Source organism: Vibrio sp. 1-2 (7-a) (genome assembly GCF_013048515.1).
GTDB lineage: Bacteria > Pseudomonadota > Gammaproteobacteria > Enterobacterales > Vibrionaceae > Vibrio > Vibrio diabolicus.
Genome location: NZ_VHSQ01000014.1, coordinates 20,075 through 43,880, shown reverse-complemented (window position 1 = coordinate 43,880; position 23,806 = coordinate 20,075). Strand labels below are relative to the sequence as shown.

Sequence of the window (23,806 nt, the reverse complement as noted above, 5' to 3'; positions counted from 1 at the left end):
CACTGAATTAGGTAATAAAAAGCAATGATGCAAAGTGTAGATATCGCCATCATCGGCGGAGGGATGGTTGGGTTGGCACTTGCTGCCGCGTTCAAGGACAGTGACCTGCGTGTCGCCGTAATAGAAGGCAAGGTGCCAGATGAGTCGTTGAAAGAGTTACCTGATGTGCGTGTGTCTGCGTTGAGCCGTTCTAGTGAGACGATCTTGCGTAAGCTTGGCGCTTGGCAGGGAATAGAGCAACGCCGAGCTTCACCATACTACGGAATGGAAGTGTGGGAGCAAGATAGCTTCGCTAGTATTGAGTTCAATGCACAAAGCATGGCACAACCTGATTTAGGGCATATTGTTGAGAATCGAGTGATTCAACTCGCACTGCTCGAACAAGTCCAAAAGCTCGATAACGTCACTATGTTTATGCCTGCACGTTGCGCGACCTTAGCGGTGGGCGAACAAGAAAGTTGGTTGACGCTCGACAATGGTCAAGCCATGACGGCTAAGTTAGTGGTCGGAGCCGATGGGGCAAACTCGTGGCTTCGTCATCAAATGGATATTCCGTTAACGCATTGGGATTATGGACATCATGCTCTGGTCGCGAATGTTAAAACCGCTGCTCCGCACAATAGCATTGCACGACAGATTTTTACTCCTCAAGGGCCATTGGCGTTTTTGCCAATGTCGCAACCAGATATGTGCTCTATTGTTTGGTCCACTGAGCCAAATCGTGCAGAGCAGCTATTGGCAATGAGTGAGCATGATTTCAACAAAGCATTGACGAGCGAATTTGATACACGACTTGGTCTATGTGAAGTCGTGGGAGAGCGTGCCGCGTTTCCTCTGAAAATGCGTTATGCGCGAGATTTTGTTGTGGAGCGAGTCGCATTGGTTGGTGATGCGGCCCATACTATTCATCCTCTAGCGGGCCAGGGGGTAAATTTAGGTTTATTAGATGCAGCCAGCCTCGCTCAAGAGGTGTTAGCGCTATGGAAGCAAGGCCAAGATATTGGCAGCAAACGCAACCTGAGAGGTTATGAGCGTTGGCGCAAAGCGGAAGCAGCAAAGATGATCGCTGCAATGCAAGGATTCCGAGACCTGTTCTCTGGAGAGAATCCTGCTAAGAAGCTGGTTCGTGGCATTGGTTTGAGTTTAGCGGGTCAACTGCCGGGAGCGAAAGATGAGATCATGAAGCGTGCGCTTGGTCTAAAAGGTCATTTGCCGGATCTGGCACGTCAGTAGGTGTAAAGCGAACTTCAAATACACAAAAGGCTGGTTAATCCAGCCTTTGTATTATCAACGTTTTGCTAAGCATATGCGCATCGGAGTTTCATTATTTCTTGGTTGATCTCTTTGACCGCTCGGAAATGGCGTTGCTCTGCTTTCTCCGGCAGTATTAACTTGCCGTTATCAAACTCGAATCTACCGACCCCGTAAATATAAATTCTTCCTTTAAAAAGACGACTTATATGTTTAGCTATCATACTTGGTGTATAGCGCTTAAACAGTCTCATATTTACTTTCCTTTTATCTAACCTAGCCTAGGTATTCTACGTTTTGGACGCGAAAATTATTGTGACAGCCATAGTATTAAATACAGATGTAGGGTGTTGCGTCAGAGATTTGTGTTGTCTTAGACAATTTGACAGTGTCATCTCTTAAATAGCGTGAGGATTACCCCAAAAAATCACCGTTCAAGGAACCCTTACGACAATACACTCCTTTTTACGTGACGCATTAAGCAATAGTTTTGTTACAGAATTAAGAATAGAACGAAAATGATTGTTTGCTAATTGTTTCTATTAAGGTGGTATCCGACAGAACAAGCTTTACGTCCTAACGGTTAGAGAAAGAGGAAGAGAAAAAAGTTCCGCACAAAAAAAAGCCCGCTTCAGCGGGCGAATAGTCACAGATGCATTACACAAAAGTGGACAGCTGACGGCATGAATACTGTCATTCAGTCAGCTGATTCACTTTATGTTGGTTAAGTGCTTGTTTGAAACTTAACCAACAAATTCAGCATATACGAGTTTTATCTTTGTGACTATTTATGTTTTATATGTGATTAAAAATTCTCTCGTCTATTTTTATAGATATGAGCGAGATCACGTGATGATAGAAACACTACGTGCTATTACATTATTTTTAGACGACTAACGACATATCTCAGCTACGGTCGGCTGACACAATTGGATCAGATCTTGGATAGAAAGCGCCAGTCCAGCCATGCGATCGCCACTGCTGATCGTGACTTCCTGTTCTTCTAGTAAGCTAGGATCGAACACGATCGGCATGTGTCGTTTGAGTAATAGTGGAGTGACAGTACCAATTTTGTAACCTGTGATGGCCTCAACGTCGGCTTGATCAACGCAAGTCATCCGGCGGCATTGCAGTAACGAGCGCACTTTTTTGGGATCGACACTACGATCACCAGGCGCACAGGCGAGAGCATATTGATTACCCATGTCTCGTAGCAAGATCGCTTTTACCATTTGAGAAGGGCGAATGCCGCGTTGTTGCGCGGCATCCTCAATAGTGGTTGCTGGTCTTTGATGCGGTAACAGACGAAACGGAATGTGTTGGTCTGTGAGAAATTGCATCAAAGGAGTATTGATTGTATTACTCATCATCAAGACTGTAAGGCAGTGATTCGATTGTCCACTCACATTCTGGTTGAGCAACCAAACGAAGACGAGTGTCTTCATCGAGATTATTGGGCAGTACGATCAGGCCAATCGCTTGATTGTCGCTGAACTGGTAGTGGTTTAATAAAGCACCCACTGAACGCCAGTTTTCACCCACGCTGCGTTCGAGCTCAATTGGCTCGTCACTGAATGGAGCAGAAGTTGCCCCTTTTACGATGTACATCGCACGTTTATTTGTACCGCGATACTTAGCTCGTGCTACCGTTTCTTGTCCTGTGTAGCAGCCCTTTGTGAAGCTAATGCCTCCTAAAGCTTGCACGTTGAGTGCTTGTGGAATGTGAGCATTCTGCGCGGATGCAGAGACAAATGGTAAACCAGCTTCAATGTCGAAACGATTCCAAAGCTCATTTGTCGTAAGGGCAGCATCTGTATTTTCAACGACTTGTTGCGCAGCTGGCGCACTTAATATCATTAGCCAGCGGTTTTGTGAAACTTGTACCGCGGTGCCGCCTTCAACAGGGCGAACGCTGCCAGTCGTTTTGCTCATTGAAGAAATAAGCTCATCGGCTTTGACGCCGGCAACACCTAAGATAACTTCATCAGAAGCTTCAATCGTTACTTTAGAGAAAATGGCGTATTTTTTTATTTCGCTAAGTTCTACGTCAATCGCCGATTTTGGTTGGATCATGCCGTAGCCATCGTGGTGATGGAAAAGGCGGAACACACTCCACACTTTACCTTTCGCATCACAATGTGCGCCTAATGTTGATTGGTCTTGTTCTAAAGAAACGACATCGCAGGTAACCTGACCTTGTAAGTATGATTTTTTATCGTCACCGACCATGGTGATCATGCCGAAATTGTCCAGCAGTGAGATAGATAACTCTGGAAGTGCGTCTTGAGTTGAGAGAGGTAGTGCTGAAAAACGAGTTTGCCATTCCATAATTACAATGCCTTTTGAAGATATTTTTCCGCTATGTTATACCCAAATAACCTTGAGATACTAGGGGAGCGATTTACGAATCAACATTTGTCTGCTTTCACTATCGTATTGTGACCCGCACACTAGTGACGTAGCACATCCCTTGTTACACTCCGCACTAACAACAAGACATCTATGAAGGAATAGTGAATGTACACTCCGGAAGAAAAAGCGCGTATTAAATGGGCTTGTCGTCGAGGCATGCTTGAGCTTGACGTAGTAATTATGCCGTTTTTTGAAGAGTGCTTTGATACTCTGAGTGAACAAGAGCAGCGTGACTTTGTTTCTTTACTTGAATGCGATGATCCTGATCTGTTTACTTGGATAATGGGGCATGGCCGCAGCGAAAACTTAGGTCATGCTGCAATGGTTGATAAAATTGTCGCCCATAACCTCAGCAAAGTTCGTTAATTTTACCGCTTCTCCCTCTCTGACTGCCCGAGTTCTCAATGTAATACTTTTCTTACTGATGACTTGGGCCGTTACCCTCTCTAGCATCCCTCTCGTATTATCGATTTATTTGTTATTAATGATTGTTAAGGCACTACTGAGCCAAGGCTTTGTTAAACCTACAAGTCAGGGTTATTGGTATGTGCATTGCGATGGCTCGGTTAGGTTTGAGGCCCTTGAGTATAGTGAATGCTCGGCGGCTCTTGAGTCTGAAAAGGATCAGTTACAACGAGTCGATACATCGACATTGCCATTCAAGATAACATTTCGATTGCAGTCTGGCCGTAGCGTCACGATTTGGCGTGATAGCTGTGACGATCAGCATTACCGTCAATTATCTTTGGTATTACGCCAGTGGGAAATGAAACAGGGAGCCAATGCTCCCTGTTGATGTAATAGTTTATTTTGTCGAATTAAAGCTGTTTAGCTGGAACCAAAATCGTTGGTCCGCTGTTTTCCAGTTGGTTCGGATAATCAAGCGTGTAGTGCAAACCTCGACTCTCTTTACGCTGCATCGCACAACGAACCATCAGCTCTGCTACTTGTAAAAGGTTACGCAGTTCTAATAAGTTGTTCGATACACGGAAGTTGCTGTAGTACTCATGCGTTTCTTGTTGCAACAGTTGGATACGGCGCAAGGCGCGTTCTAAACGCTTGTCAGTTCGTACAATGCCCATGTAGTCCCACATAAACAGACGAAGCTCGTGCCAGTTGTGCTGAATGATCACTTCTTCATCACTGTTGGTCACTTTACTTTCATCCCAACATGGCACCTGTGAAGGAAGCTCCACGTTAGTGTGATGTTTTAGAATATCTTTCGCCGCAGACCAAGCATAAACCACGCATTCGAGAAGTGAATTTGATGCCATGCGGTTAGCACCATGCAGCCCTGTATAGCTGACTTCGCCAATTGCATACAAGTTTTTAAGATCGGTGCAGCCATTTCTATTCACCATGACACCGCCACAAGTGTAGTGCGCAGCAGGTACGATTGGGATTGGCTCTTTGGTCATATCAATGCCCAAGTCCATCAAACGTGAGTAAATGGTTGGGAAGTGCTTAGTAATAAAGTCCGCAGGTTTGTGACTAATGTCGAGGTACATACAGTCGGCACCCAAACGCTTCATTTCGAAGTCGATAGCACGAGCCACGACGTCACGCGGAGCAAGCTCTTTACGCTCATCGAAATCTGGCATAAAGCGAGAACCATCTGGACGACGCAGGTAAGCACCTTCACCACGTAACGCTTCGGTCAACAAGAAGTTACGCGCCTCGGGGTGGTATAAACACGTCGGGTGGAACTGGTTAAACTCCATATTTGCCACACGACACCCTGCACGCCAAGCAATCGCAATACCATCACCAGACGACACATCTGGGTTAGAGGTGTATTGATAAACTTTTGAAGCGCCACCTGTAGCGAGAACCACAAATTTGGCCCGCACGGTTTCGACATGCTCTTCGTTGCGGTTCCAAATATAAGCACCGATAACTTTGTTTTTATCACCGCCAATTTTGTCTTCGGTGATTAAGTCCAGCGCATTGTGACGTTCGAGAACATGAATGTTTGGATGGTTGTGAGCGTTATCTTGCAGAGAGGTTTGCATCGCCATACCTGTCGCATCTGCCGCGTGAAGAATACGACGACGACTATGGCCACCTTCACGAGTTAAGTGGTAGCGAGGTTCATCGTCAGAGTCATCTTCTTCACGATCAAATGGGACACCACCGTCGATCAACCACTGTACGCACTCTTTTGAATGTTCAGCAATGAACCTCACGGTGTCCTCATCGCAAATACCATCGCCGGCGATTTGTGTATCTTCAACGTGTGAATCAATGGTGTCTGACTCATCAAATACAGCAGCAATACCACCCTGGGCATAATAGGTCGCCCCTTCGCTGCGTGGCCCTTTACTCAGCACCATCACTTTACAGTGGTTAGCTACGCGCAAAGCCAACGACAAACCAGCCGCGCCACTCCCTACCACTAACACATCACACTCATGTTCACGATTTGTGTTCATATAACTTTTATAATCCCAAGCTAAGGTAACAAAGTCACCTTGTGTATTATTTGCACACCATGTGCATTCCATTATCGCGACACCCGTCGCTAAGGGCTAAGTTGGGAGACCTATCGACATCCGTGTTACTGCGGTGACTGAGCCACTCTTCTTTTTCATGCAGAGCATGAGCATGCTTCCTAAGTTATATTTGTAACGCGGTGTTCAGATAGCCATTAGCCATGCAAATGAAAAGTAATAGTTTGTCAATGCCATTGCTTTTCCATGCTCGACCCAGCACAATCTGGGACAGAGATCATTCATTATACCCATTTCCCCTCAAGATGCTCGCTTGTCAAACTTAGACTAAAGTCAGGCAACGGTGGTCATTTGGGTATAGACATCACACTGTGAAAAAACAATGACAAAAAACTTGAGAAACCATGGAACTTTCTCATTCACGTTAGGGTCACAATAGTGCTCAAGTAAGCAGTGGTGTCAATACTACGTTTTGCATAATTAGTACCCATATCTGAGAAGAGTAGGGGCATAACAAATAGGAGTATCCGCTCGAATGAACGAGCAGCTGACCGATCAAGTATTGATTGAGCGAGTTCAGAATGGCGATAAGCAAGCATTCAATCTGCTGGTAACGAAGTACCAGAACAAGGTATGTAATCTTATTTCCAGATACGTTAGTAATCCTGGCGATGTACCAGATGTAGCACAAGAAGCGTTTATTAAAGCTTACCGAGCTATTCCCAGCTTTCGTGGGGAGAGTGCGTTTTATACGTGGCTGTATCGCATTGCAGTGAATACTGCGAAAAATCACATTGTTGCTCAAGGGCGTAGACCTCCAGCGACAGATGTCGATGCTGAAGATGCTGAATTTTACGAAACAGGTAGTGCACTTAAAGAAATATCGAACCCTGAGAACTTAACGTTGTCCAAAGAATTGCAACGGGTGGTGTTCAGTGCAATCGAAGCTTTACCTGAAGATTTAAAAACCGCAATGACATTACGAGAGCTCGATGGCTTGAGTTATGAAGAAATTGCAGAAGTGATGGATTGCCCGGTAGGAACGGTACGATCGCGTATCTTCCGTGCTCGTGAGGCGGTGGAAAAGAAAATCAGACCTCTTTTGCAACGCTAGTACAAGTAATAACTATGGTGAAAATAATGGCTGACAAAGAAAAACTTTCAGCTCTCATGGATGGAGAATTGGTCGATAAGGCTTTAATTCAAGAGTTAGAGCAAGACCAAGAGAGCCGTGATGCTTGGCAGAACTACCACCTGATTGGTGATGTGATGCGAGGCGAAGCGCCAGCAAAACCTGAGTGGAATATTGCTGAAAGCGTGGCGTTAGCGTTAGAAGATGAACCTGCACATCGTGCGTTTGATTCGCACGGTGCAAATGTTATCTCAATTGCTGATACGCCAAAAGAGTCGCAACCAGAACCGCAAAAAGCAAAACGTCAGTTGCCAGGTTGGTTGACACAGTTTGGTCAAGTTGCTGTTGCTGTATGTGTATCGCTTGTCGTTATTTTAGGTGTACAGCAGTACGGTGGTAGCGATTCAATGTCGCCGCAAACAGACCAATTGCCTGTGTTGCAGACAGTTCCGTTTGCTGGCAGCGCAGAGCCTGTGAGTTTAACTCGTGAGTCTGTTGAGCGTTCTGTAGGTGAAGCAAATATGCAAGAGCAACGTAAGCGTGTTCATGCTATGCTGCGAGACTACGAATTGCAGTTACGAATTAACAGTGATGCATCTCAACAAGATGCAAATCTGAATCCGGATATTGAATGAAAAAATTTCTGATCAGCGCTTGCGCTCTGTTCAGTATGATGTCTTCTCAAGCCTTTGCTGGTGATAAGCCAGCGGAGGCTTTATTGCATCAAATGAGCGAGGCGAGTAAGAATTTAAGTTACGAACTCTCTTATATCCTTATCAAAAAGAACAGCATTGAGCCGTTGCTGTATCGTCATGCGACGCATGGTGACGATCAATATGCTCATCTTGTCTATTTAAGTGGCCCTGTACGCGAAGTGATTCGTCGCGGCACAGAAGTAAGCTATATCGAAACGGGTTTAGAACCATTCACCATCGAGTCAGGTAAAATGGTCGCTCCGACCATGCCTATGCTCAATACCAATATCGATGAGCTAAACTTGTATTACGACTATGTAAAAGTGGGTAGAGCTCGTGAAGCAGGTGTAGCAACACAAGTGCTGCGTGTCGTCCCTAAAGACGGTCTGCGCTATTCATACGTACTATGGATCGATGAAAAGAGTAAATTGCCGTTACGTGCCGACCTTGTGGACCGTGATGGTGAGATGCTTGAACAATATCGCACTATTTCTTACACAGTGAATCCAAAAATCGCAGAGTTAATGAGTGGCCTACAAGATGTTCAATTACCAGCTGTTCTCACCATGCCAAAAGGCGATATTGGGACCAGTAATTGGCAGGTAGGTTGGATCCCTGAAGGTTTCGAGCCGAACGAGCTCAACCGCTATCGTATGGCCGTTACTAATCAAATGGTGGAGAGCCAGCTGTATTCTGATGGTCTGTTTAGCTTCTCTGTTTACGTAGCAAACAAAGATGAGCATTCGTTAAAAGGGCAGTTGGTTCGCCAAGGCCGAAGAACGCTACACAGTTTTGTGAGCGGTCAACATGAAATCTCCGTTGTAGGAGACATTCCGCCGACCACAGCACAACGTATCGCCCAATCTGTCACATTTAATGTAACAAAGAGTAAACAACAATGATGACCGCGTTGGCTACTGTGACAGACGTACATCGTCGCGGTAAACAATACGAAATTGATTTAAGCTGCGAACAGCAGACCAGTTGCAGTAGTTGCTCTTCACAGAAAAGTTGTGGAACGGGCGTTGTGACTAAAGCCATTGGTAACAAGAGTTTATCTTGGCACCTGCGCACGGATAAATCAGTGAAGATAGGTCAAGTCGTCGAGATAGGCTTTCCTGAGTCGAGCCTGATAAAATCAGCAATGGCGGTTTATTTACTGCCGTTGTTTGGTTTGATTATTGGTGCGATGTTTGGTCACTTCCTATTAGCGCCGCTGACCGCGGGCGGGGAAGGTATCATCATATTGGCATCAGTATTATTTGCAGCTGGTGGAATGTGGATCGCAAAACGTGTTTCTCGTCCGTTAGAGGATGAATCCAAGCGCCAAGTTACCCTTGTTAGGGTACTTGGGGAGCCAATCCAGTAAGCGCTGTCCCCCTCCACTTAAGGTTATTTGGGTATGTACTTTAAATTACGTGCGCCCGTTAACGAAATTCGGTAGAATCTGCCAACTTGATTGAAATGCCGTCAGTAGATGGCGTTTCTTACTGTCCCTATTTGTAAAGAGTTAGTCACCCTAAATCTATGAAGCACATTCGTAACTTTTCGATTATCGCCCACATCGACCATGGTAAGTCGACCCTATCAGACCGTCTAATCCAAGTTTGTGGCGGGTTAACCGATCGTGAAATGGCCGCACAGGTTCTGGATTCTATGGATCTTGAACGTGAGCGTGGTATCACCATTAAATCTCAGAGTGTGACGCTAAACTACACCGCTAAAGACGGTGAAACGTATCAGCTGAACTTCATCGATACTCCGGGGCACGTTGACTTTGCATATGAAGTATCACGTTCTCTAGCGGCTTGTGAAGGTGCGCTATTGGTTGTAGATGCGGGTCAAGGTGTTGAAGCTCAAACACTGGCTAACTGTTACACCGCGATTGAGATGGATCTAGAGGTTGTGCCAATCTTGAACAAGATTGACCTACCAGCAGCCGATCCTGAGCGCGTGGCAGAAGAAATTGAAGAAATCGTTGGTATCGATGCAATGGAAGCAACCCGCTGTTCTGCGAAGACAGGCATCGGTGTTGATGACGTTCTAGAGAACATCGTATCAGCGATTCCAGCACCGGAAGGTGACCCAGATGCGCCATTACAAGCGCTGATCATTGACTCATGGTTTGATAACTATCTTGGCGTTGTTTCTCTAGTACGTATTAAAAACGGCGAACTGAAGAAGAACGATAAGATCAAAGTGATGAGTACGGGCCAAGTTTGGGGTGTAGACCGTCTTGGTATTTTTACGCCAAAACAAGTAGATACCGATATCCTTCGTACTGGTGAAGTAGGTTGGGTGGTTTGTGGTATTAAAGACATCCTTGGTGCACCAGTTGGTGATACGCTGACTATGGCTAAGAACGGCTGTGAAAAACCGCTACCAGGTTTTAAGAAAGTAAAACCTCAGGTTTACGCAGGTCTGTTCCCGGTATCTTCTGACGATTACGAGAACTTCCGTGATGCGCTGGGCAAATTAAGCCTAAACGACGCATCGCTATTCTACGAGCCAGAAAACTCAGCGGCACTTGGCTTTGGTTTCCGTTGTGGTTTCCTTGGCATGCTGCACATGGAAATTATCCAAGAGCGTCTAGAGCGTGAATACGACTTAGATCTTATCACCACGGCACCAACGGTAGTTTACGAAGTTGAAAAGACCGATGGTGAACTGCTGTACGTTGATAGCCCTGCCAAACTACCAGCGATCAATGATATTGAAGAAATTCGTGAACCGATCGCTCGTTGTAATATCCTGGTACCTTCAGAGTACCTAGGTAACGTGATCACGCTGTGTGTTGAAAAGCGTGGTACTCAGGTCGATATGGTTTACCACGGTAACCAGGTTGCCGTGACTTACGATATTCCAATGGCAGAAGTGGTACTGGATTTCTTCGACCGTCTGAAATCGACATCTCGTGGTTATGCGTCTTTGGATTACAACTTCCAGCGTTTTGAAGCTTCGAATATGGTACGTGTAGACGTTCTTCTGAACGGTGACACCGTTGATGCATTGGCGATGATCACACACAAAGACCAGTCTCAGACTCGCGGTCGTCAGCTGGTAGAGAAGATGAAAGAATTTATCCCTCGCCAAATGTTTGATATCGCAATCCAAGCAGCGATTGGTAACCACATTATCGCACGTTCAACTGTAAAACAGCTGCGTAAGAACGTAATCGCGAAATGTTACGGCGGTGACGTAAGTCGTAAGAAGAAACTTCTGAAGAAACAGAAAGAAGGTAAGAAGCGCATGAAGCAGATCGGTAACGTTGAGCTGCCTCAAGAAGCGTTCCTAGCCATCCTTCACGTAGGTAAAGACTAAAGTTGAACTTTGTCTCACACTTGTCGGTCTTAAGACGTTAGATATTAAAATAAGTGAAAGGGTTTCGGCTCTTTCACTTTCGTATTTTTAGATAAGGGAATTTAATGGCGAATACATTCTCACTGATGCTGGTTATTACGACTTTGGTAACTGGCGTGGTTTGGCTATTGGAAAAGCTGGTTTTCGCGAAAAAGCGTCAGGAAAAACTGGCGGAGATTCAAGCTCAGACGTCTAATGGTTTGGATGCAGTGACCTTGCAAAAAGTTGAGCGTCAGCCTTGGTGGGTTGAAAATAGCGTCTCAATTTTTCCTGTGATTGCGTTCGTTTTAGTATTACGTTCTTTTATCTACGAACCATTTCAAATTCCATCAGGCTCAATGATGCCGACTTTGTTGGTGGGTGACTTTATCTTGGTAGAAAAATACGCCTATGGCTTGAAAGATCCGGTATGGCGCACGCAGTTAGTTGAAACAGGTAAACCTGAGCGTGGTGATATCGTGGTATTCAAATACCCGCCACAACCAAGTGTGGATTACATTAAGCGTGTTGTTGGTTTGCCTGGTGATATCGTGCGTTATTCAAGTGATAAGCAGCTTTGCGTGCAAAGCCAAGGTGAATCGGCGTGTAAACCAGTTAAACTGAGCAATGTTGAAGAAAGTCAGTTTAGCTCGAACGGTATTCCAATGATCCAACTGGATGAAAAATTGGGTAACGTGGAGCACAATGTTTTGGTTAACCCTCTTGTTCGTAACCGTGTGGAGCAATACTTCCCACGTAGCGGCACGACAGAGTGGGTTGTACCACAAGGTCAGTACTTTGTGATGGGTGATAACCGTGACAACAGTGCTGACAGCCGTTACTGGGGCTTCGTTCCTGAAGCAAACTTAGTCGGCAAAGCTGTCGCCATTTGGATCAGCTTCGAGTTTGATCGTGGCGCAGATAGCGTTCTACCTTCATGGATTCCAACTGGTGTGCGTTTTAACCGCATCGGTGGTATTCACTAACCATTTTATATCGAGAGAGTATGAATTCTCCAATTGATAAACTAGAGAGAAAGCTCGGCTACCAGTTTCAAGATGCCGGGCTTATCAACTTGGCGCTGACTCACCGCAGCGCCAACAGTAAGCATAATGAACGTCTTGAGTTTCTGGGCGATTCAATTTTAAGTTTTGTCATCGCTGATGATCTGTACCATCGTTTCCCGAAAGTGAACGAGGGTGACATGAGCCGTATGCGTGCTACTTTGGTTCGTGGACATACATTGGCGGAACTGGGTCGTGAATTCGATCTAGGAGATTATTTAAAATTAGGTCCAGGTGAATTGAAGAGTGGCGGTTTCCGCCGAGACTCTATTTTAGCCGATGCGGTTGAAGCCATTATTGGCGCAATTTACCTAGACAGCGATCTTGAAGTCGTGCGAGGCATTGTACTGAGTTGGTACAACTCACGCCTTGAAGCCATTAAACCTGGCGTCTCACAAAAAGATCCGAAAACTCGCCTACAAGAGTTCCTGCAAGGCAGAAGAAAACCGCTGCCTGTGTACACAGTGACTAATATTAAAGGTGAAGCGCACAACCAAGAGTTTACGGTTGAGTGTGAAGTAGCAGGTGTGGACAAGCCTGTAATCGGGAAAGGCACCAGCCGCCGCAAGGCAGAACAAGCGGCCGCTGAAACAGCACTTGAGCAATTAACAAATGGCTGATAACGAATTTGATATCGATGCGTTTTTCGCATCACAAGGTGAGCCAAGCTCGCCAGAAAACCAGCATTGTGGCTTCATTGCCATAGTTGGTCGCCCAAACGTAGGTAAGTCGACACTTCTGAACAAAATCTTGGGTCAGAAGATTTCGATCACCTCACGTAAGCCGCAAACAACACGCCACCGCATTATGGGTGTGGACACAGACGGCGATTACCAAGCGATTTACGTTGACACGCCAGGACTTCACATCGAAGAAAAGCGTGCGATTAACCGCTTGATGAACCGTGCGGCTAACTCATCTCTAAGTGATGTAAACCTAGTGTTCTTCTTAGTCGATGGTACGCATTGGACTAAAGACGATGAAATGGTGCTAACTAAGCTTCAAAAATCGAACTTCCCAGTTGTGCTTTGTGTCAATAAAGTCGACAACGTGCAAGATCGTAACGAAGTGATGCTACACATGGCTGAGATGTCTAAGAAGATGGACTTCGTTGACGTTGTGCCAATCTCTGCGAAGCAAGGAAAGAACATTGATGTACTGCGTAAGCACGTGCGTAATCACTTACCTAAAGCAACGCACCACTTCCCAGAAGAATACGTGACTGATCGCTCCCAGCGCTTTATGGCATCTGAAATTGTGCGTGAAAAGTTAATGCGTTTCACGGGTGAAGAATTGCCATACTCGGTAACGGTCGAGATTGAACGTTTTGATTACAACCCAGAAACCGACGGTTTCCATATCAATGCCTTGATTCTTGTTGAGCGTAATGGACAGAAGAAAATGGTGATTGGTAAAGGTGGCGAGAAGATCAAGACCATTGGTCGTGAAGCGCGTTTAGATATGGAAGAGTTGTTCGGTCGTAAGGTTTACCTAGAAACCTGGGTAAAAGTGAAATCTGGCTGGGCAGACGACGAACGAGCACTGCGCTCGTTGGGTTATATCGACGACTTATAATCTTGGCTGCGAAGATGCTTCGCTCCAACATCGATGAAAAATTAGTATCGATTAAAATAAGGAGCCGCTCGGCTCCTTATTTTTTATTTCACACTTTTTAGGCACAATGACTTAGATGAGTAATCTGTCTTCCGAAGGTTTACAGCGCTGTTTTGTTTTACATCGCCGCCCTTACAGTGAATCGAGCTTAATCCTTGATGTATTTAGTGAGGAATATGGCCGAATGACTTTAATGGCCAAAGGCGCGCGCAGTAAGCGTTCGAACTTAAAAGGCGCATTGCAACCTTTTACTCCGCTGTTACTTAAATGGTCGGGAAAAGGTTCAATGAAGACTTTGCGTCAAGCTGAGCCGATAAGCCTAGGTTTACCGTTAACGGGCATTAATCTCTACTCTGCCATGTACGTTAATGAACTGATTGGTCGGATATTGATGGCTGAAGTGCCGATGCCAGCGCTATTTCATGATTATTTGCATGCGTTAACAGAGTTGGCACACAACGAAAACCCAGAGCCAGCACTGCGTCGTTTTGAGTTAGCATTGCTATCTGCGATGGGGTATGGCGTAGATTTCTTGCACTGTGCAGGTACTGGCGAGCCCGTCGACCCAGAGATGACGTATCGTTACCGGGAACAAAAAGGCTTCATAGCTTCGGTTAGGCGCGATAACCTCACGTTTTTAGGGAATGAACTGATTGCTATCAGTGAGCGGCGGTTCGTCACTAAAGAGCAGCTAAAAGCGGCAAAACGCTTTACACGTATAGCCTTAAAGCCGTATCTTGGCGGCAAACCTTTAAAAAGTCGTGAATTTTTCATTCAGACCCCCAGAGCACGGAGTAACGGAAAATGAGCTCAATTTATTTAGGCGTCAATATCGACCATATTGCCACTCTACGTAATGCACGTGGTACAAAATACCCTGATCCTGTTCACGCTGCAGAAATTGCTGAGCGTGCAGGCGCGGATGGTATCACAATTCACTTACGTGAAGACCGTCGCCATATTTTGGATCGTGATGTACGTATTCTGCGTGAAACCATTCAAACGCGTATGAATCTAGAGATGGCAGTGACAGACGAAATGGTTGAGATTGCGCTGCAAACTCAACCAGAGTTTGTGTGCTTAGTGCCTGAAAAACGTGAAGAACTGACGACGGAAGGTGGCTTGGACGTTGTGGGGCAGCTTGAAAAAATTAAAGCTGCGACGAAAAAGCTGACAGATGCAGGCATTAAAGTTTCACTCTTTATTGATGCTGACCGTCAACAGATTGAAGCTGCGAAAAAGTGTGGTGCTCCGTTTATTGAGCTACACACGGGTCATTATGCTGATGCGACGACAGAAGACGAACAACAAGCTGAACTGAAGAAGATTGCCGCTGGTGCGAGTTATGCTCATGACCTAGGTATTATTGTTAATGCCGGGCATGGCCTGACTTATCACAATGTCGCGCCAATTGCTGCATTACCAGAAATTTACGAACTCAACATTGGTCACTCAATCATTGGTCGCGCGGTATTTGATGGTTTGAATAAAGCGGTTGCGGACATGAAAGCACTGATGATTGAGGCACGCCAGTAATAGGGCTATCTAGATGGCGATTATAGGGTTAGGCACCGACATTGCAGAAATTGAGCGTATTGAAAAAGCGCTAGCTCGTAGTGGTGAGCCTTTTGCTCAGCGTATTCTTTCAGAAGAAGAAATGGCTAAATTTTCACAGCTTAAGCTGCAAGGCCGTTATCTTGCTAAGCGCTTTGCGGTCAAAGAAGCGGCCTCAAAAGCATTGGGGACAGGGATCGCGAAAGGGGTCACGTTTCACGATTTTTCCATCTCGAACGATGCGCTTGGAAAACCAGTACTCGCATTGACGGGCACAGCAAAACAAATAGCGGATGCGATGGGCGTTAACCACATTCACCTGTCCATTTCCGATGAGCGTCATTACGCTGTGGCGACGGTCATTTTTGAATCCTAGCTTGTAAGTCTTAAACAAAATACTAAAAAGCCAGAGCAGATGCTCTGGCTTTCTTGTCTCTCGAGCAGATTACTGTTCAAGGTATAATTTTGCAGTCGTTGTGACTTTAATCATTTCATCTTGCAGCTCGAACATTTCAGGCTCAACCTCCTCAAGACTGATCCCTGAGCGCAGTGCTTGCTCAAGCGTCGCACAGAGTGATTTCAGCCTAGGCACTCCGCAATATGAGCTACTGCCGTGCAGCTTATGGATGACATGAATTAGGTCATCACGGGAGATATCTTCTTGCTCCAGAGCTTGGTCAACGACTGCTTCTACTTCAGGGATGAACTCAATCAACATGCGCAGCATGTCTTTGGCTAGATCCTCTTTATTCGCGCTCTGTTTTAAGGCAGCTTGCCAATCAATAATCACATCCTGCTGAGGCGAAGAAACGGATTGTGGCGCGATCCCTTCAGGCTCATCAACGTATGAAGGGGCGACTTTGCCAATGCTCTCCGTACAAGCATTTGGGTTCCAGTGAACCAAAACCTGTTGTAGCACATGCTCTTCAATAGGTTTGGTCAAGTAGTCATCCATTCCTGCCGATAGCAAGCGATCTCTTTCACCCGCCATGGCATGCGCAGTTACCGCAATCACTGGCGTGTCTTTATTTAACTCCAACTCTTTAATGTGCTGACAAGCGGTCACCCCATCCATTTGTGGCATTTGGATATCCATGAAGATTAAATCGTACTTTTTCTCTGTCGCCAGGTTCACCGCTTGCTGGCCATTGCTGCAGGCGGTGACGGTTTCTACTCGTTCGCGAAGCAGAGCGGAAATCAGCTTCAAGTTCGCTGGGTTATCATCCACCGCTAACACCGTCAGAGGTAAACGCTCCCCTTCGCTTGGCGTAATTGGAGCACTCAATGTTGGTGGTGATTCGACATGTTCGCTAATCAGGCTTTGTAGCAGTTTACGGCGAGACAACGGCTTCGTCAGGCATTGGACGTGATGCTCTGTCATAATTTGGTCGGCAAGTGCCAGTTCGGTACTCGGCGTCCCTAGGATCACACTCGGAGCCATGCGTTTCGCTTGTTCTATCCAAGGTGTAATGACGTCTGCATCATGCGTTTGATTCGCCGCTAAATTCAGTAATACATAGTCATATTGTTCTTCGTTTTTCGGTAGCGAAGAGCGGTAGGTTACTAAGATACCTTCTTGACTTAGAATCTGTTGGGTTACGGATGCGGCTTGCATGTTTGGTTCAATCAACAGCAACTGTTTGCCCGTTAGAAGCTCCACTTCAATCAGTTCGCTCATTGGCATCTCTGTTGAGTGCAAGCGCACCGTAAACCAGAATGTCGAACCTTGGTGTAGGCGGCTGGTTAAGCTGATCTCGCCACCCATCTGGCTTACCAATTTCTGCGTGATAACCAAACCTAACCCAGTGCCGCCGTAGCGACGTGAAATGCTGGCATCCGCTTGGCTAAATGCTTGGAATAATTGCGCTTGCTGACGTTCAGAAATACCAATGCCGGTATCACGCACCATGAATTGCAGTTCGACGGAGTCCCCAGATTGAGAGCGCATTTCAACGCTAACATCAATGTTACCTCGCTCGGTAAACTTGATGGAGTTACCGACTAAGTTCGTCAAAATTTGCTGGATACGTAGTGGGTCCCCAACTAAACCCGGTGGAATTTTAGGGTCGACTTTTAGGGTGATTTCTAACCCTTTCTCATGTGCACTTGTGGCTTGTAGGTTAATCACTTCTTCTAAACTTTCTCGGAAATCAAACGGAATGTTTTCCAGCGCCAGCTTACCCGCCTCAAGTTTCGAGAAGTCGAGAATGTCATTGATGATGTTCAGTAGATTGTTCGCCGATTTCTCAATCGTCTGTAGGTAATCAGTTTGGCTGTTAGAAAGCTGCGTTTTAAGCATTTGACGAGTAAAGCCAATAACCCCATTGAGTGGAGTACGCAGTTCGTGCGACATGTTCGCCAAGAACTCAGATTTAACCCTGGCCGCTTCTTGCGCACGTTTCTTCGCGATATCTAACTCAACGTTCTGAATCTCTAGCTGCTCAAGCGTTTCACGCAAGTCTGATGTGGCTTGGTCTATACTGTGCTGCATCTCCACGTGATATTCCGATAGCGATACCGCCATGGCGTTAATACCGTTTTTCAGTTGGTCTAACTCACCATGCATTTTACCTTCGATACGCACGTCTAGGTGACCACGGCGAATGCGGTCAACGACATTCTTCATGTGGGTGATAGGTTGGGTAACATCGTGCATCAGACGTGAAGCAAACACACTTGCCAAGCCAAGACCGAGTATAAGAACTAAAAAAGCAGAGAAAACTTCTTGATACTGTTGCAGCCTTAAAGAGGAGAGATCTAACTCAACGGCAATATAACCAATTGCTTTGGTTCCTTGGCTTTCGTTCGATAACTCCGCTAAATAGTGACCCTCGGACAAAATAGGTACGCGCAATATCAGTGAGTTTTCGTAGATTTCCGAATTGCCCAGTTGCGGGATCGGTTTATCTTTAGGGAACATCAAGGCTTCGAAATTAGGGTGAAAGTTAGATGTCACGAAGAGCTCATGATGTTCATCAAACACTGCGATACTACGAACCAGTTTAGAGTTTTTGCGATGGGCGTAGCTTATCAAGCGACGTACCGCCTCTCGGCTTTCTGATAGTAGATGAGTTTCACTGGCAATTGCTAACGGCTCAATGATGCTGTTACCAGTGGTGATAACTTGTTTCTCAAGATCTTGGTAGCGGTTGAAAGAGAAAAAACCGCTCAGTAATAAACCAATGATGAGAGTGGGAGCGAGAGTCAGTGTAATTACACGTGCTCGTAAGCCATATCTGGTCATGTTATCTAATTACATCGGAGTCTGGATATGGGAAAATAACGCATTATTTCTCAAGCGCACGATAAGGCGTTGAGCAAAGAAGTGACGTCACCTAATAAACGGTAAGCATAATCAAGTCACTCGAATCACACAACGGCTGCAATCAAGAATAGTGAAGCCGAAGAGCAATTAGACATAAATCAGGCATAGAGCATGGCACGCATCTTTCAACCGAAAAAGAAAACCCAACTCAATACTCGTCATCAAGCGGTGCAAGTGGAGCGTTTAGATCACTACGGCGCAGGTATTGCTTACCTAAAGAAAAAACCACTGTTTATTGATGGCGCATTGCCGGGAGAAGAAGTCGTCACGCAGTTAGTGGAAGAAAAAAGTAAATTTGCTCGCGGTAAACTGATTAAGATTCTTAAGCCGAGTGACACTCGCGTGGAGCCATTTTGTCCGCATTACCACGAGTGTGGTGGCTGTGACTTGCAACACCTAGATTATAACCAACAATTGACGCACAAACAGCAAACACTGCGTCAGCTGATGCGAAAGTTTTCAGGCAATGATATTGAGCTTGATGCGCCATTATTAGGGGATTCACTGGCCTATCGTCGTCGTGCGCGAGTGAGCTTATTTGTCGATAAAAAAACACGTCAATTGCACTTTGGTTTCCGTAAAAAGCAGAGTAAGCAAATCGTGCAAGTGACCGACTGCCCAGTGCTGGCGCCGGAACTGAACGTTCTGCTTCCAGAGATTTATTCAGTACTAAAAGCGTTTAAAAAGCCGGAACAATTGGGCCATGTAGAGCTGGTACTTGGTGATAATGGGCCGTGTATTACGTTGCGTCACTTGAGTGCTCTGACAACGGTTGAAACTAACGCTCTAACGGAGTTGGCAAAGCGTCATGGTGCATCGCTGTACCTAATGCCAGCAACAGATCAGCTAAACCTTGTTGAAGGTGATATGCCTTTTTATCAAGAAGTTGGCGTGAAAATTCCTTTTGCGCCAAATAATTTCATTCAAGTGAACCAAGCCGTAAACCAAAAAATGGTCAAGCAAGCGGTTGAGTGGTTAGACCCGCAAAAGAGTGACCGAGTGTTAGATTTGTTCTGCGGCGTAGGCAACTTCAGTTTACCGATTGCGAAGTTAGCTAAGCACGTGGTTGGGGTTGAAGGTGTTGCAGAGATGGTCGAAAAAGCCACAAATAATGCATCCTTGAACCAAATCAATAATGCGCAATTTTATCACGCTAACCTTGAGCAAGATTTTGAAGGGCAGGTCTGGGCGTCAGAACGGTTTGATAAAGTGCTGTTAGACCCAGCACGCGCGGGGGCAAGTGGGATCATCGATCAAGTTTCTGAGCTTGGCGCACAGCGTGTAGTTTATGTTTCTTGTAATCCTGCTACCCTTGCTAGGGACAGCCAAAGCTTGATGGAGCAAGGCTATAAATTAACTAAATTAGGTATGCTGGACATGTTCCCTCATACCAGTCATCTAGAATCGATGGCATTGTTTGAAAAGTCCTAACTTTAGGACTTTGGCCCCTTATTTGTGGTGGGTGGTCATAAAGCCAGCGTTTACGCGCAGGTAAAAGAACTAACCTGGACGGTGTTAGTCAAACCACACGAATATAATAATTAGGATGATGAGATGGTTGCGGTAAGAAGCGCGCATTTAAACCAAGATGAACAGTTTGAACTCGAAAACTGGGTGGCTAGCCTAGGACAAGAGAAAAACACAGCCTCACGCTTAATCGAAGTATATCGAGATTGCCAGACGGTATTAGCCGATAGCGAGCAAGCGGAACTGTTGTTGTGGCGTGGACGAGAAATGATCGAAATTTTGATCACCTTGTCTATGGATCAGGCCACCTTAGTGGCTGCACAACTGTTTCCTTTGGTTTCAAGTGGTGCTTTTAACAGAGAAATTCTGGAAGAGAAATACAGCAAAGAAATCATAAAATTAATCGATGGCGTTGAAGAGATGGCGGCTATTGGCCAACTCAATGTCAACATGGAAGGCAGTGCGGCGTCATCTCAGGTAGATAACGTACGCCGCATGCTGCTTGCCATGGTGGATGACTTCCGCTGCGTGGTTATCAAGCTTGCGGAGCGAATTTGTAACCTTATTGAAGTTAAAAAAGCGCCTGATGAAGTTCGACGTGCGGCGGCAAAAGAGTGTGCCAACATCTATGCGCCGCTAGCAAACCGATTAGGCATCGGTCAGCTGAAATGGGAAATTGAAGATTACGCTTTCCGCTACCAACAACCGGAAACTTACAAACAAATTGCCAAGCAGCTTTCTGAGCGACGTATTGTTCGTGAACAGTACATCAAAGACTTTGTTGAAGACCTCACGCACGAAATGGAAGTGTCAGGTATTAACGCCGAAGTGAGTGGTCGACCTAAGCACATCTACAGCATTTGGCGAAAAATGCAGAAGAAGAGTTTGGCATTCGATGAGCTGTTTGATGTTCGAGCAGTACGTATCATCGCAGACAAACTGCAAGACTGTTACGCGGCTTTGGGCGTAGTTCACACCAAATACAAGCACCTACCGAGCGAGTTTGATGACTACGTTGCTAACCCTAAACCAAACGGTTATCAATCGATCCACACCGTAATTCTAGGGCCAGAAGGCAAAACCATCGAGATCCAGATTCGTACCAAGCAAATGCATGAAGAGTCGGAGCTGGGTGTTGCAGCGCACTGGAAATATAAAGAAGGGGCAAGCAGCCGAAGCGGTTATGATGAGAAGATCACGTGGCTGCGTAAGCTACTGGATTGGCAAGAAGAAATGTCAGATTCTGGCGAAATGCTTGATGAGCTACGTAGCCAAGTCTTTGATGACCGCGTCTATGCGTTTACGCCTCGTGGCGATGTTGTCGATTTACCTATGGGGGCAACGCCGCTAGATTTTGCCTACCATATTCACTCCGAAGTGGGACACCGTTGTATTGGCGCCAAAGTCGGAGGCCGCATAGTACCGTTTACTCATAAACTACATATGGGTGATCAGGTTGAGATTATCACTCAGAAAGAGCCTAACCCATCGCGAGACTGGTTAAACCCATCATTAGGCTTCGTTCATTCTGGCCGCGCGCGTGCCAAAATTAACGCCTGGTTCCGAAAGCAAAGCCGTGAGAAGAACCTCGAAGCGGGTCGTGAAATTCTTGAACATGAGTTAGCAAAAATTGGCGCAACGTTAAAAGATGCTGAGCATTACGCTCTCAAACGGTTTAACGTCAAAACACCAGATGAGCTTTACGTTGGTGTTGGTAGCGGTGATTTGCGTATCAACCAAATCATTAACCATATTAATGCGCTCGTTAACAAGCCAACGGCAGAAGAAGAAGACCAGCAAGCACTGGAAAAACTGCAAGAAGCAGAGCACAAATCACCAGCGCAAAGCCGACCGAAAAAAGACGCCGTCGTTGTAGAAGGTGTCGATAATCTAATGACGCACCTAGCGCGTTGCTGTCAGCCAATTCCAGGTGACGATATCTGTGGCTACATCACGCAAGGCCGCGGGATTTCAGTACACCGTAGTGACTGTGAACAGCTAGAAGAACTGCGCCATCACGCGCCAGAGCGTATCATCGATACTGTCTGGGGCAGCGGCTTCGTCGGGTCATACATCCTCACCGTCCGTGTTGAAGCGATGGAGCGAGGTGGTCTACTCAAAGACATTACGACACTGTTCGCCAACGAAAAGATCAAAGTGACCAGTATGAAGAACCGAGTCGATTACAGACGTCAACTTGCCATCATGGACTTTGACCTAGAAGTCACCAATATTGAGGTGCTTTCTCGTGTTTCGAAGCGTGTTGAGCAGATTAAGGATGTGATGACGGTGAAACGCCTTGGCTAACTTTCACGTCGTACTTGTCACTTTTACTGCGTTAACTGCGTTTTCTTGCTCCATCACATAGGCGAGCTATGCTCAGGAGTCGCGAAAACTTGTTGCCTTGTCAAAGTAACAATTACTTAGTGAAAGCTGCTGAGAAAATATAATGTAGAAGGTGAGTGGTTTTGGCCGCTCACCTTTTTCTTTAGTAGAAAGGTTTAAAGGAACAAAAAATGAGTCATCCAATTGAACAATTAGAACAAATCATGGCGAAGTTGCGTGACCCAGAAAACGGTTGCCCTTGGGACTTAAAACAAACCTTTGACACCATCATTCCGCACACCATCGAAGAAACTTACGAAGTGGTGGACGCGATTCAAAACCGTGATTGGCCGAACTTACAAGAAGAGTTGGGTGATTTGTTGTTCCAGGTGATTTTTTACAGTCAATTAGCGAAAGAGCAAGGGTTGTTCGACTTTTCGGATGTCGTCGAAACCGTGAATGAAAAACTGACTCGCCGTCATCCGCATGTTTTTTCAGATGTTGAATTTGAATCGGACGAGGAAATCAACGCCAACTGGGAAGCCGAAAAAGCAAAAGAAAAAGCGCAGGTGGGCAAAGCGGAAGAAAGTATCCTAGACTCAATACCAAACTCTTTGCCAGCACTTTCTCGTGCTACAAAGATACAGAAAAAATGTGCGAAATATGGATTTGACTGGGACTCTCTTGGCCCGGTCGTCGATAAGGTGCGAGAAGAAATTGATGAAGTCATGGAAGAAGCACTACAAGTTCAACCAGATGAAGAAAAAGTGGAGTTGGAACTCGGCGATTTGCTATTTGCGACCGTCAATTTGGCACGCCATCTTGATAAAAATCCAGAAGTCGCACTAGGGAAAGCAAACTTAAAGTTTGCGAGACGTTTTAAGCAAGTTGAAGGAAAGGTCCAGCAGTCAGGCAAAGCGCTTACAGATTGTTCTTTATCAGAGCTCGACGATTTCTGGGATGAAGTAAAGCGAGAAGAGTCTAGATAGGGGAAAATAAGCGGAATATACAATATGAGGCCAGTTTGCCTCTTAACACGAAAACGGACTTTGGTTTGTCTTTGCTCACTTTGATTTGAAGCAAAAAATAAAAAATTACGGTGTGATAGATTTCACGTTGTGGCGGTAAGGAGCTTCTGGTATATTTATCTCCCGTCCAGAAGCACTCCATTTCCCTCA

22 protein-coding genes are annotated in these 23,806 nt (G+C 45.8%); 17 read left to right on the top strand and 5 right to left on the bottom strand.

Annotated elements, in window-relative coordinates:
• Window positions 1-24: 24 nt before the first annotated feature.
• A complete protein-coding gene (locus FKN08_RS20965) occupies window positions 25-1,233 on the top strand; it encodes an FAD-dependent 2-octaprenylphenol hydroxylase (protein WP_005393929.1) in 1,209 nt (402 codons plus the stop codon).
• A 65-nt stretch (window positions 1,234-1,298) separates the two neighbouring features.
• On the opposite strand, the gene FKN08_RS20960 is transcribed toward FKN08_RS20965, so the two are convergent.
• The 3 genes from FKN08_RS20960 to ygfZ all read right to left on the bottom strand — a co-directional run bounded on the left by FKN08_RS20960 (window position 1,299) and on the right by ygfZ (window position 3,579).
• Complete coding sequence (locus FKN08_RS20960) at window positions 1,299-1,505, bottom strand: DUF1107 domain-containing protein (RefSeq protein ID WP_005380970.1); 207 nt, start codon at window positions 1,503-1,505, stop codon at window positions 1,299-1,301.
• A gap of 639 nt (window positions 1,506-2,144) precedes the next feature.
• Window positions 2,145-2,618, bottom strand: a complete 474-nt coding sequence (locus FKN08_RS20955) for a YbaK/EbsC family protein (RefSeq protein ID WP_031780369.1) — start codon at window positions 2,616-2,618, stop codon at window positions 2,145-2,147.
• Window positions 2,611-3,579 carry a tRNA-modifying protein YgfZ gene (gene ygfZ / locus FKN08_RS20950; protein ID WP_145473485.1) on the bottom strand — a complete coding sequence of 323 codons (969 nt, stop codon included), beginning with the start codon at window positions 3,577-3,579 and terminating at the stop codon, window positions 2,611-2,613. Before ygfZ ends, FKN08_RS20955 begins: the two co-directional genes overlap by 8 nt.
• Window positions 3,580-3,768: 189 nt before the next feature.
• On the opposite strand from ygfZ, the gene FKN08_RS20945 reads away from it, so the two are divergent.
• Both FKN08_RS20945 and FKN08_RS23930 read left to right on the top strand, forming a co-directional pair.
• Window positions 3,769-4,029, top strand: a complete 261-nt coding sequence (locus FKN08_RS20945; protein ID WP_005393925.1) for a succinate dehydrogenase assembly factor 2 — start codon at window positions 3,769-3,771, stop codon at window positions 4,027-4,029.
• Window positions 3,977-4,459, top strand: coding sequence for a protein YgfX (locus FKN08_RS23930; RefSeq protein WP_308384594.1), 483 nt, complete (start codon window positions 3,977-3,979; stop codon window positions 4,457-4,459). Before FKN08_RS20945 ends, FKN08_RS23930 begins: the two co-directional genes overlap by 53 nt.
• 22 nt (window positions 4,460-4,481) lie before the next feature.
• Here the strand turns inward: FKN08_RS23930 and nadB are convergent, their stop codons facing one another.
• A complete protein-coding gene (nadB, locus tag FKN08_RS20940; protein ID WP_170892836.1) occupies window positions 4,482-6,095 on the bottom strand; it encodes an L-aspartate oxidase in 1,614 nt (537 codons plus the stop codon).
• Window positions 6,096-6,648: 553 nt separating this feature from the next.
• Here nadB and rpoE point away from each other — a divergent pair.
• From rpoE to acpS, 11 genes are all read left to right on the top strand, one after another.
• Window positions 6,649-7,227, top strand: coding sequence for an RNA polymerase sigma factor RpoE (gene rpoE, locus FKN08_RS20935; protein ID WP_005380946.1), 579 nt, complete (start codon window positions 6,649-6,651; stop codon window positions 7,225-7,227).
• Between the two features lie 26 nt (window positions 7,228-7,253).
• Window positions 7,254-7,880: a sigma-E factor negative regulatory protein gene (locus tag FKN08_RS20930; protein ID WP_170892835.1), complete on the top strand. Its 627-nt coding sequence runs from the start codon at window positions 7,254-7,256 to the stop codon at window positions 7,878-7,880.
• Complete coding sequence (gene rseB, locus FKN08_RS20925) at window positions 7,877-8,842, top strand: sigma-E factor regulatory protein RseB (RefSeq protein WP_005393918.1); 966 nt, start codon at window positions 7,877-7,879, stop codon at window positions 8,840-8,842. Before FKN08_RS20930 ends, rseB begins: the two co-directional genes overlap by 4 nt.
• Window positions 8,839-9,309: a SoxR reducing system RseC family protein gene (locus FKN08_RS20920; protein ID WP_005384575.1), complete on the top strand. Its 471-nt coding sequence runs from the start codon at window positions 8,839-8,841 to the stop codon at window positions 9,307-9,309. The genes rseB and FKN08_RS20920 overlap by 4 nt, the downstream gene beginning before the upstream one ends.
• Before the next feature lie 158 nt (window positions 9,310-9,467).
• Window positions 9,468-11,261: a translation elongation factor 4 gene (gene lepA / locus FKN08_RS20915; RefSeq protein ID WP_005393909.1), complete on the top strand. Its 1,794-nt coding sequence runs from the start codon at window positions 9,468-9,470 to the stop codon at window positions 11,259-11,261.
• A gap of 104 nt (window positions 11,262-11,365) precedes the next feature.
• Window positions 11,366-12,265, top strand: coding sequence for a signal peptidase I (gene lepB, locus FKN08_RS20910; RefSeq protein WP_170892834.1), 900 nt, complete (start codon window positions 11,366-11,368; stop codon window positions 12,263-12,265).
• Between the two features lie 20 nt (window positions 12,266-12,285).
• Window positions 12,286-12,963: a ribonuclease III gene (rnc, locus tag FKN08_RS20905; protein ID WP_005393907.1), complete on the top strand. Its 678-nt coding sequence runs from the start codon at window positions 12,286-12,288 to the stop codon at window positions 12,961-12,963.
• Window positions 12,956-13,918 (top strand): GTPase Era, encoded by a 963-nt coding sequence (gene era / locus FKN08_RS20900; RefSeq protein WP_006743309.1) that lies wholly within the window; start codon window positions 12,956-12,958, stop codon window positions 13,916-13,918. The genes rnc and era overlap by 8 nt, the downstream gene beginning before the upstream one ends.
• Window positions 13,919-14,033: 115 nt before the next feature.
• Complete coding sequence (recO, locus tag FKN08_RS20895; RefSeq protein WP_005384578.1) at window positions 14,034-14,765, top strand: DNA repair protein RecO; 732 nt, start codon at window positions 14,034-14,036, stop codon at window positions 14,763-14,765.
• Window positions 14,762-15,493 carry a pyridoxine 5'-phosphate synthase gene (gene pdxJ, locus FKN08_RS20890; RefSeq protein ID WP_006743311.1) on the top strand — a complete coding sequence of 244 codons (732 nt, stop codon included), beginning with the start codon at window positions 14,762-14,764 and terminating at the stop codon, window positions 15,491-15,493. Before recO ends, pdxJ begins: the two co-directional genes overlap by 4 nt.
• Before the next feature lie 13 nt (window positions 15,494-15,506).
• Complete coding sequence (gene acpS / locus FKN08_RS20885; protein WP_012841407.1) at window positions 15,507-15,887, top strand: holo-ACP synthase; 381 nt, start codon at window positions 15,507-15,509, stop codon at window positions 15,885-15,887.
• Window positions 15,888-15,956: 69 nt separating this feature from the next.
• On the opposite strand, the gene barA is transcribed toward acpS, so the two are convergent.
• Window positions 15,957-18,755: a two-component sensor histidine kinase BarA gene (gene barA / locus FKN08_RS20880; protein ID WP_170892833.1), complete on the bottom strand. Its 2,799-nt coding sequence runs from the start codon at window positions 18,753-18,755 to the stop codon at window positions 15,957-15,959.
• Between the two features lie 192 nt (window positions 18,756-18,947).
• On the opposite strand from barA, the gene rlmD reads away from it, so the two are divergent.
• The 3 genes from rlmD to mazG all read left to right on the top strand — a co-directional run bounded on the left by rlmD (window position 18,948) and on the right by mazG (window position 23,617).
• Window positions 18,948-20,267, top strand: coding sequence for a 23S rRNA (uracil(1939)-C(5))-methyltransferase RlmD (rlmD, locus tag FKN08_RS20875; protein ID WP_170892832.1), 1,320 nt, complete (start codon window positions 18,948-18,950; stop codon window positions 20,265-20,267).
• Between the two features lie 123 nt (window positions 20,268-20,390).
• Entirely contained in the window at window positions 20,391-22,610 is a 2,220-nt protein-coding gene (gene relA, locus FKN08_RS20870) for a GTP diphosphokinase (RefSeq protein WP_139060525.1), read from the top strand.
• 209 nt (window positions 22,611-22,819) lie between these two features.
• Complete coding sequence (gene mazG / locus FKN08_RS20865; RefSeq protein WP_170892831.1) at window positions 22,820-23,617, top strand: nucleoside triphosphate pyrophosphohydrolase; 798 nt, start codon at window positions 22,820-22,822, stop codon at window positions 23,615-23,617.
• Window positions 23,618-23,806: the final 189 nt, after the last annotated feature.

Excerpts from the sequence above, each read along its gene's own strand:
- rnc (WP_005393907.1), top strand. The coding sequence starts at position 12,286 with ATGAATTCTCCAATTGATAAACTAGAGAGAAAGCTCGGCTACCAGTTT.
- FKN08_RS20960 (WP_005380970.1), bottom strand. The coding sequence starts at position 1,505 with ATGAGACTGTTTAAGCGCTATACACCAAGTATGATAGCTAAACATATA.
- lepA (WP_005393909.1), top strand. The coding sequence starts at position 9,468 with ATGAAGCACATTCGTAACTTTTCGATTATCGCCCACATCGACCATGGT.
- FKN08_RS23930 (WP_308384594.1), top strand. The coding sequence starts at position 3,977 with ATGCTGCAATGGTTGATAAAATTGTCGCCCATAACCTCAGCAAAGTTC.
- lepB (WP_170892834.1), top strand. The coding sequence starts at position 11,366 with ATGGCGAATACATTCTCACTGATGCTGGTTATTACGACTTTGGTAACT.
- rseB (WP_005393918.1), top strand. The coding sequence starts at position 7,877 with ATGAAAAAATTTCTGATCAGCGCTTGCGCTCTGTTCAGTATGATGTCT.
- recO (WP_005384578.1), top strand. The coding sequence starts at position 14,034 with ATGAGTAATCTGTCTTCCGAAGGTTTACAGCGCTGTTTTGTTTTACAT.
- FKN08_RS20945 (WP_005393925.1), top strand. The coding sequence starts at position 3,769 with ATGTACACTCCGGAAGAAAAAGCGCGTATTAAATGGGCTTGTCGTCGA.
- FKN08_RS20920 (WP_005384575.1), top strand. The coding sequence starts at position 8,839 with ATGATGACCGCGTTGGCTACTGTGACAGACGTACATCGTCGCGGTAAA.
- FKN08_RS20965 (WP_005393929.1), top strand. The coding sequence starts at position 25 with ATGATGCAAAGTGTAGATATCGCCATCATCGGCGGAGGGATGGTTGGG.
- mazG (WP_170892831.1), top strand. The coding sequence starts at position 22,820 with ATGAGTCATCCAATTGAACAATTAGAACAAATCATGGCGAAGTTGCGT.
- nadB (WP_170892836.1), bottom strand. The coding sequence starts at position 6,095 with ATGAACACAAATCGTGAACATGAGTGTGATGTGTTAGTGGTAGGGAGT.
- FKN08_RS20930 (WP_170892835.1), top strand. The coding sequence starts at position 7,254 with ATGGCTGACAAAGAAAAACTTTCAGCTCTCATGGATGGAGAATTGGTC.
- ygfZ (WP_145473485.1), bottom strand. The coding sequence starts at position 3,579 with ATGGAATGGCAAACTCGTTTTTCAGCACTACCTCTCTCAACTCAAGAC.
- barA (WP_170892833.1), bottom strand. The coding sequence starts at position 18,755 with ATGACCAGATATGGCTTACGAGCACGTGTAATTACACTGACTCTCGCT.
- relA (WP_139060525.1), top strand. The coding sequence starts at position 20,391 with ATGGTTGCGGTAAGAAGCGCGCATTTAAACCAAGATGAACAGTTTGAA.
- rlmD (WP_170892832.1), top strand. The coding sequence starts at position 18,948 with ATGGCACGCATCTTTCAACCGAAAAAGAAAACCCAACTCAATACTCGT.
- FKN08_RS20955 (WP_031780369.1), bottom strand. The coding sequence starts at position 2,618 with ATGAGTAATACAATCAATACTCCTTTGATGCAATTTCTCACAGACCAA.
- rpoE (WP_005380946.1), top strand. The coding sequence starts at position 6,649 with ATGAACGAGCAGCTGACCGATCAAGTATTGATTGAGCGAGTTCAGAAT.
- pdxJ (WP_006743311.1), top strand. The coding sequence starts at position 14,762 with ATGAGCTCAATTTATTTAGGCGTCAATATCGACCATATTGCCACTCTA.
- acpS (WP_012841407.1), top strand. The coding sequence starts at position 15,507 with ATGGCGATTATAGGGTTAGGCACCGACATTGCAGAAATTGAGCGTATT.
- era (WP_006743309.1), top strand. The coding sequence starts at position 12,956 with ATGGCTGATAACGAATTTGATATCGATGCGTTTTTCGCATCACAAGGT.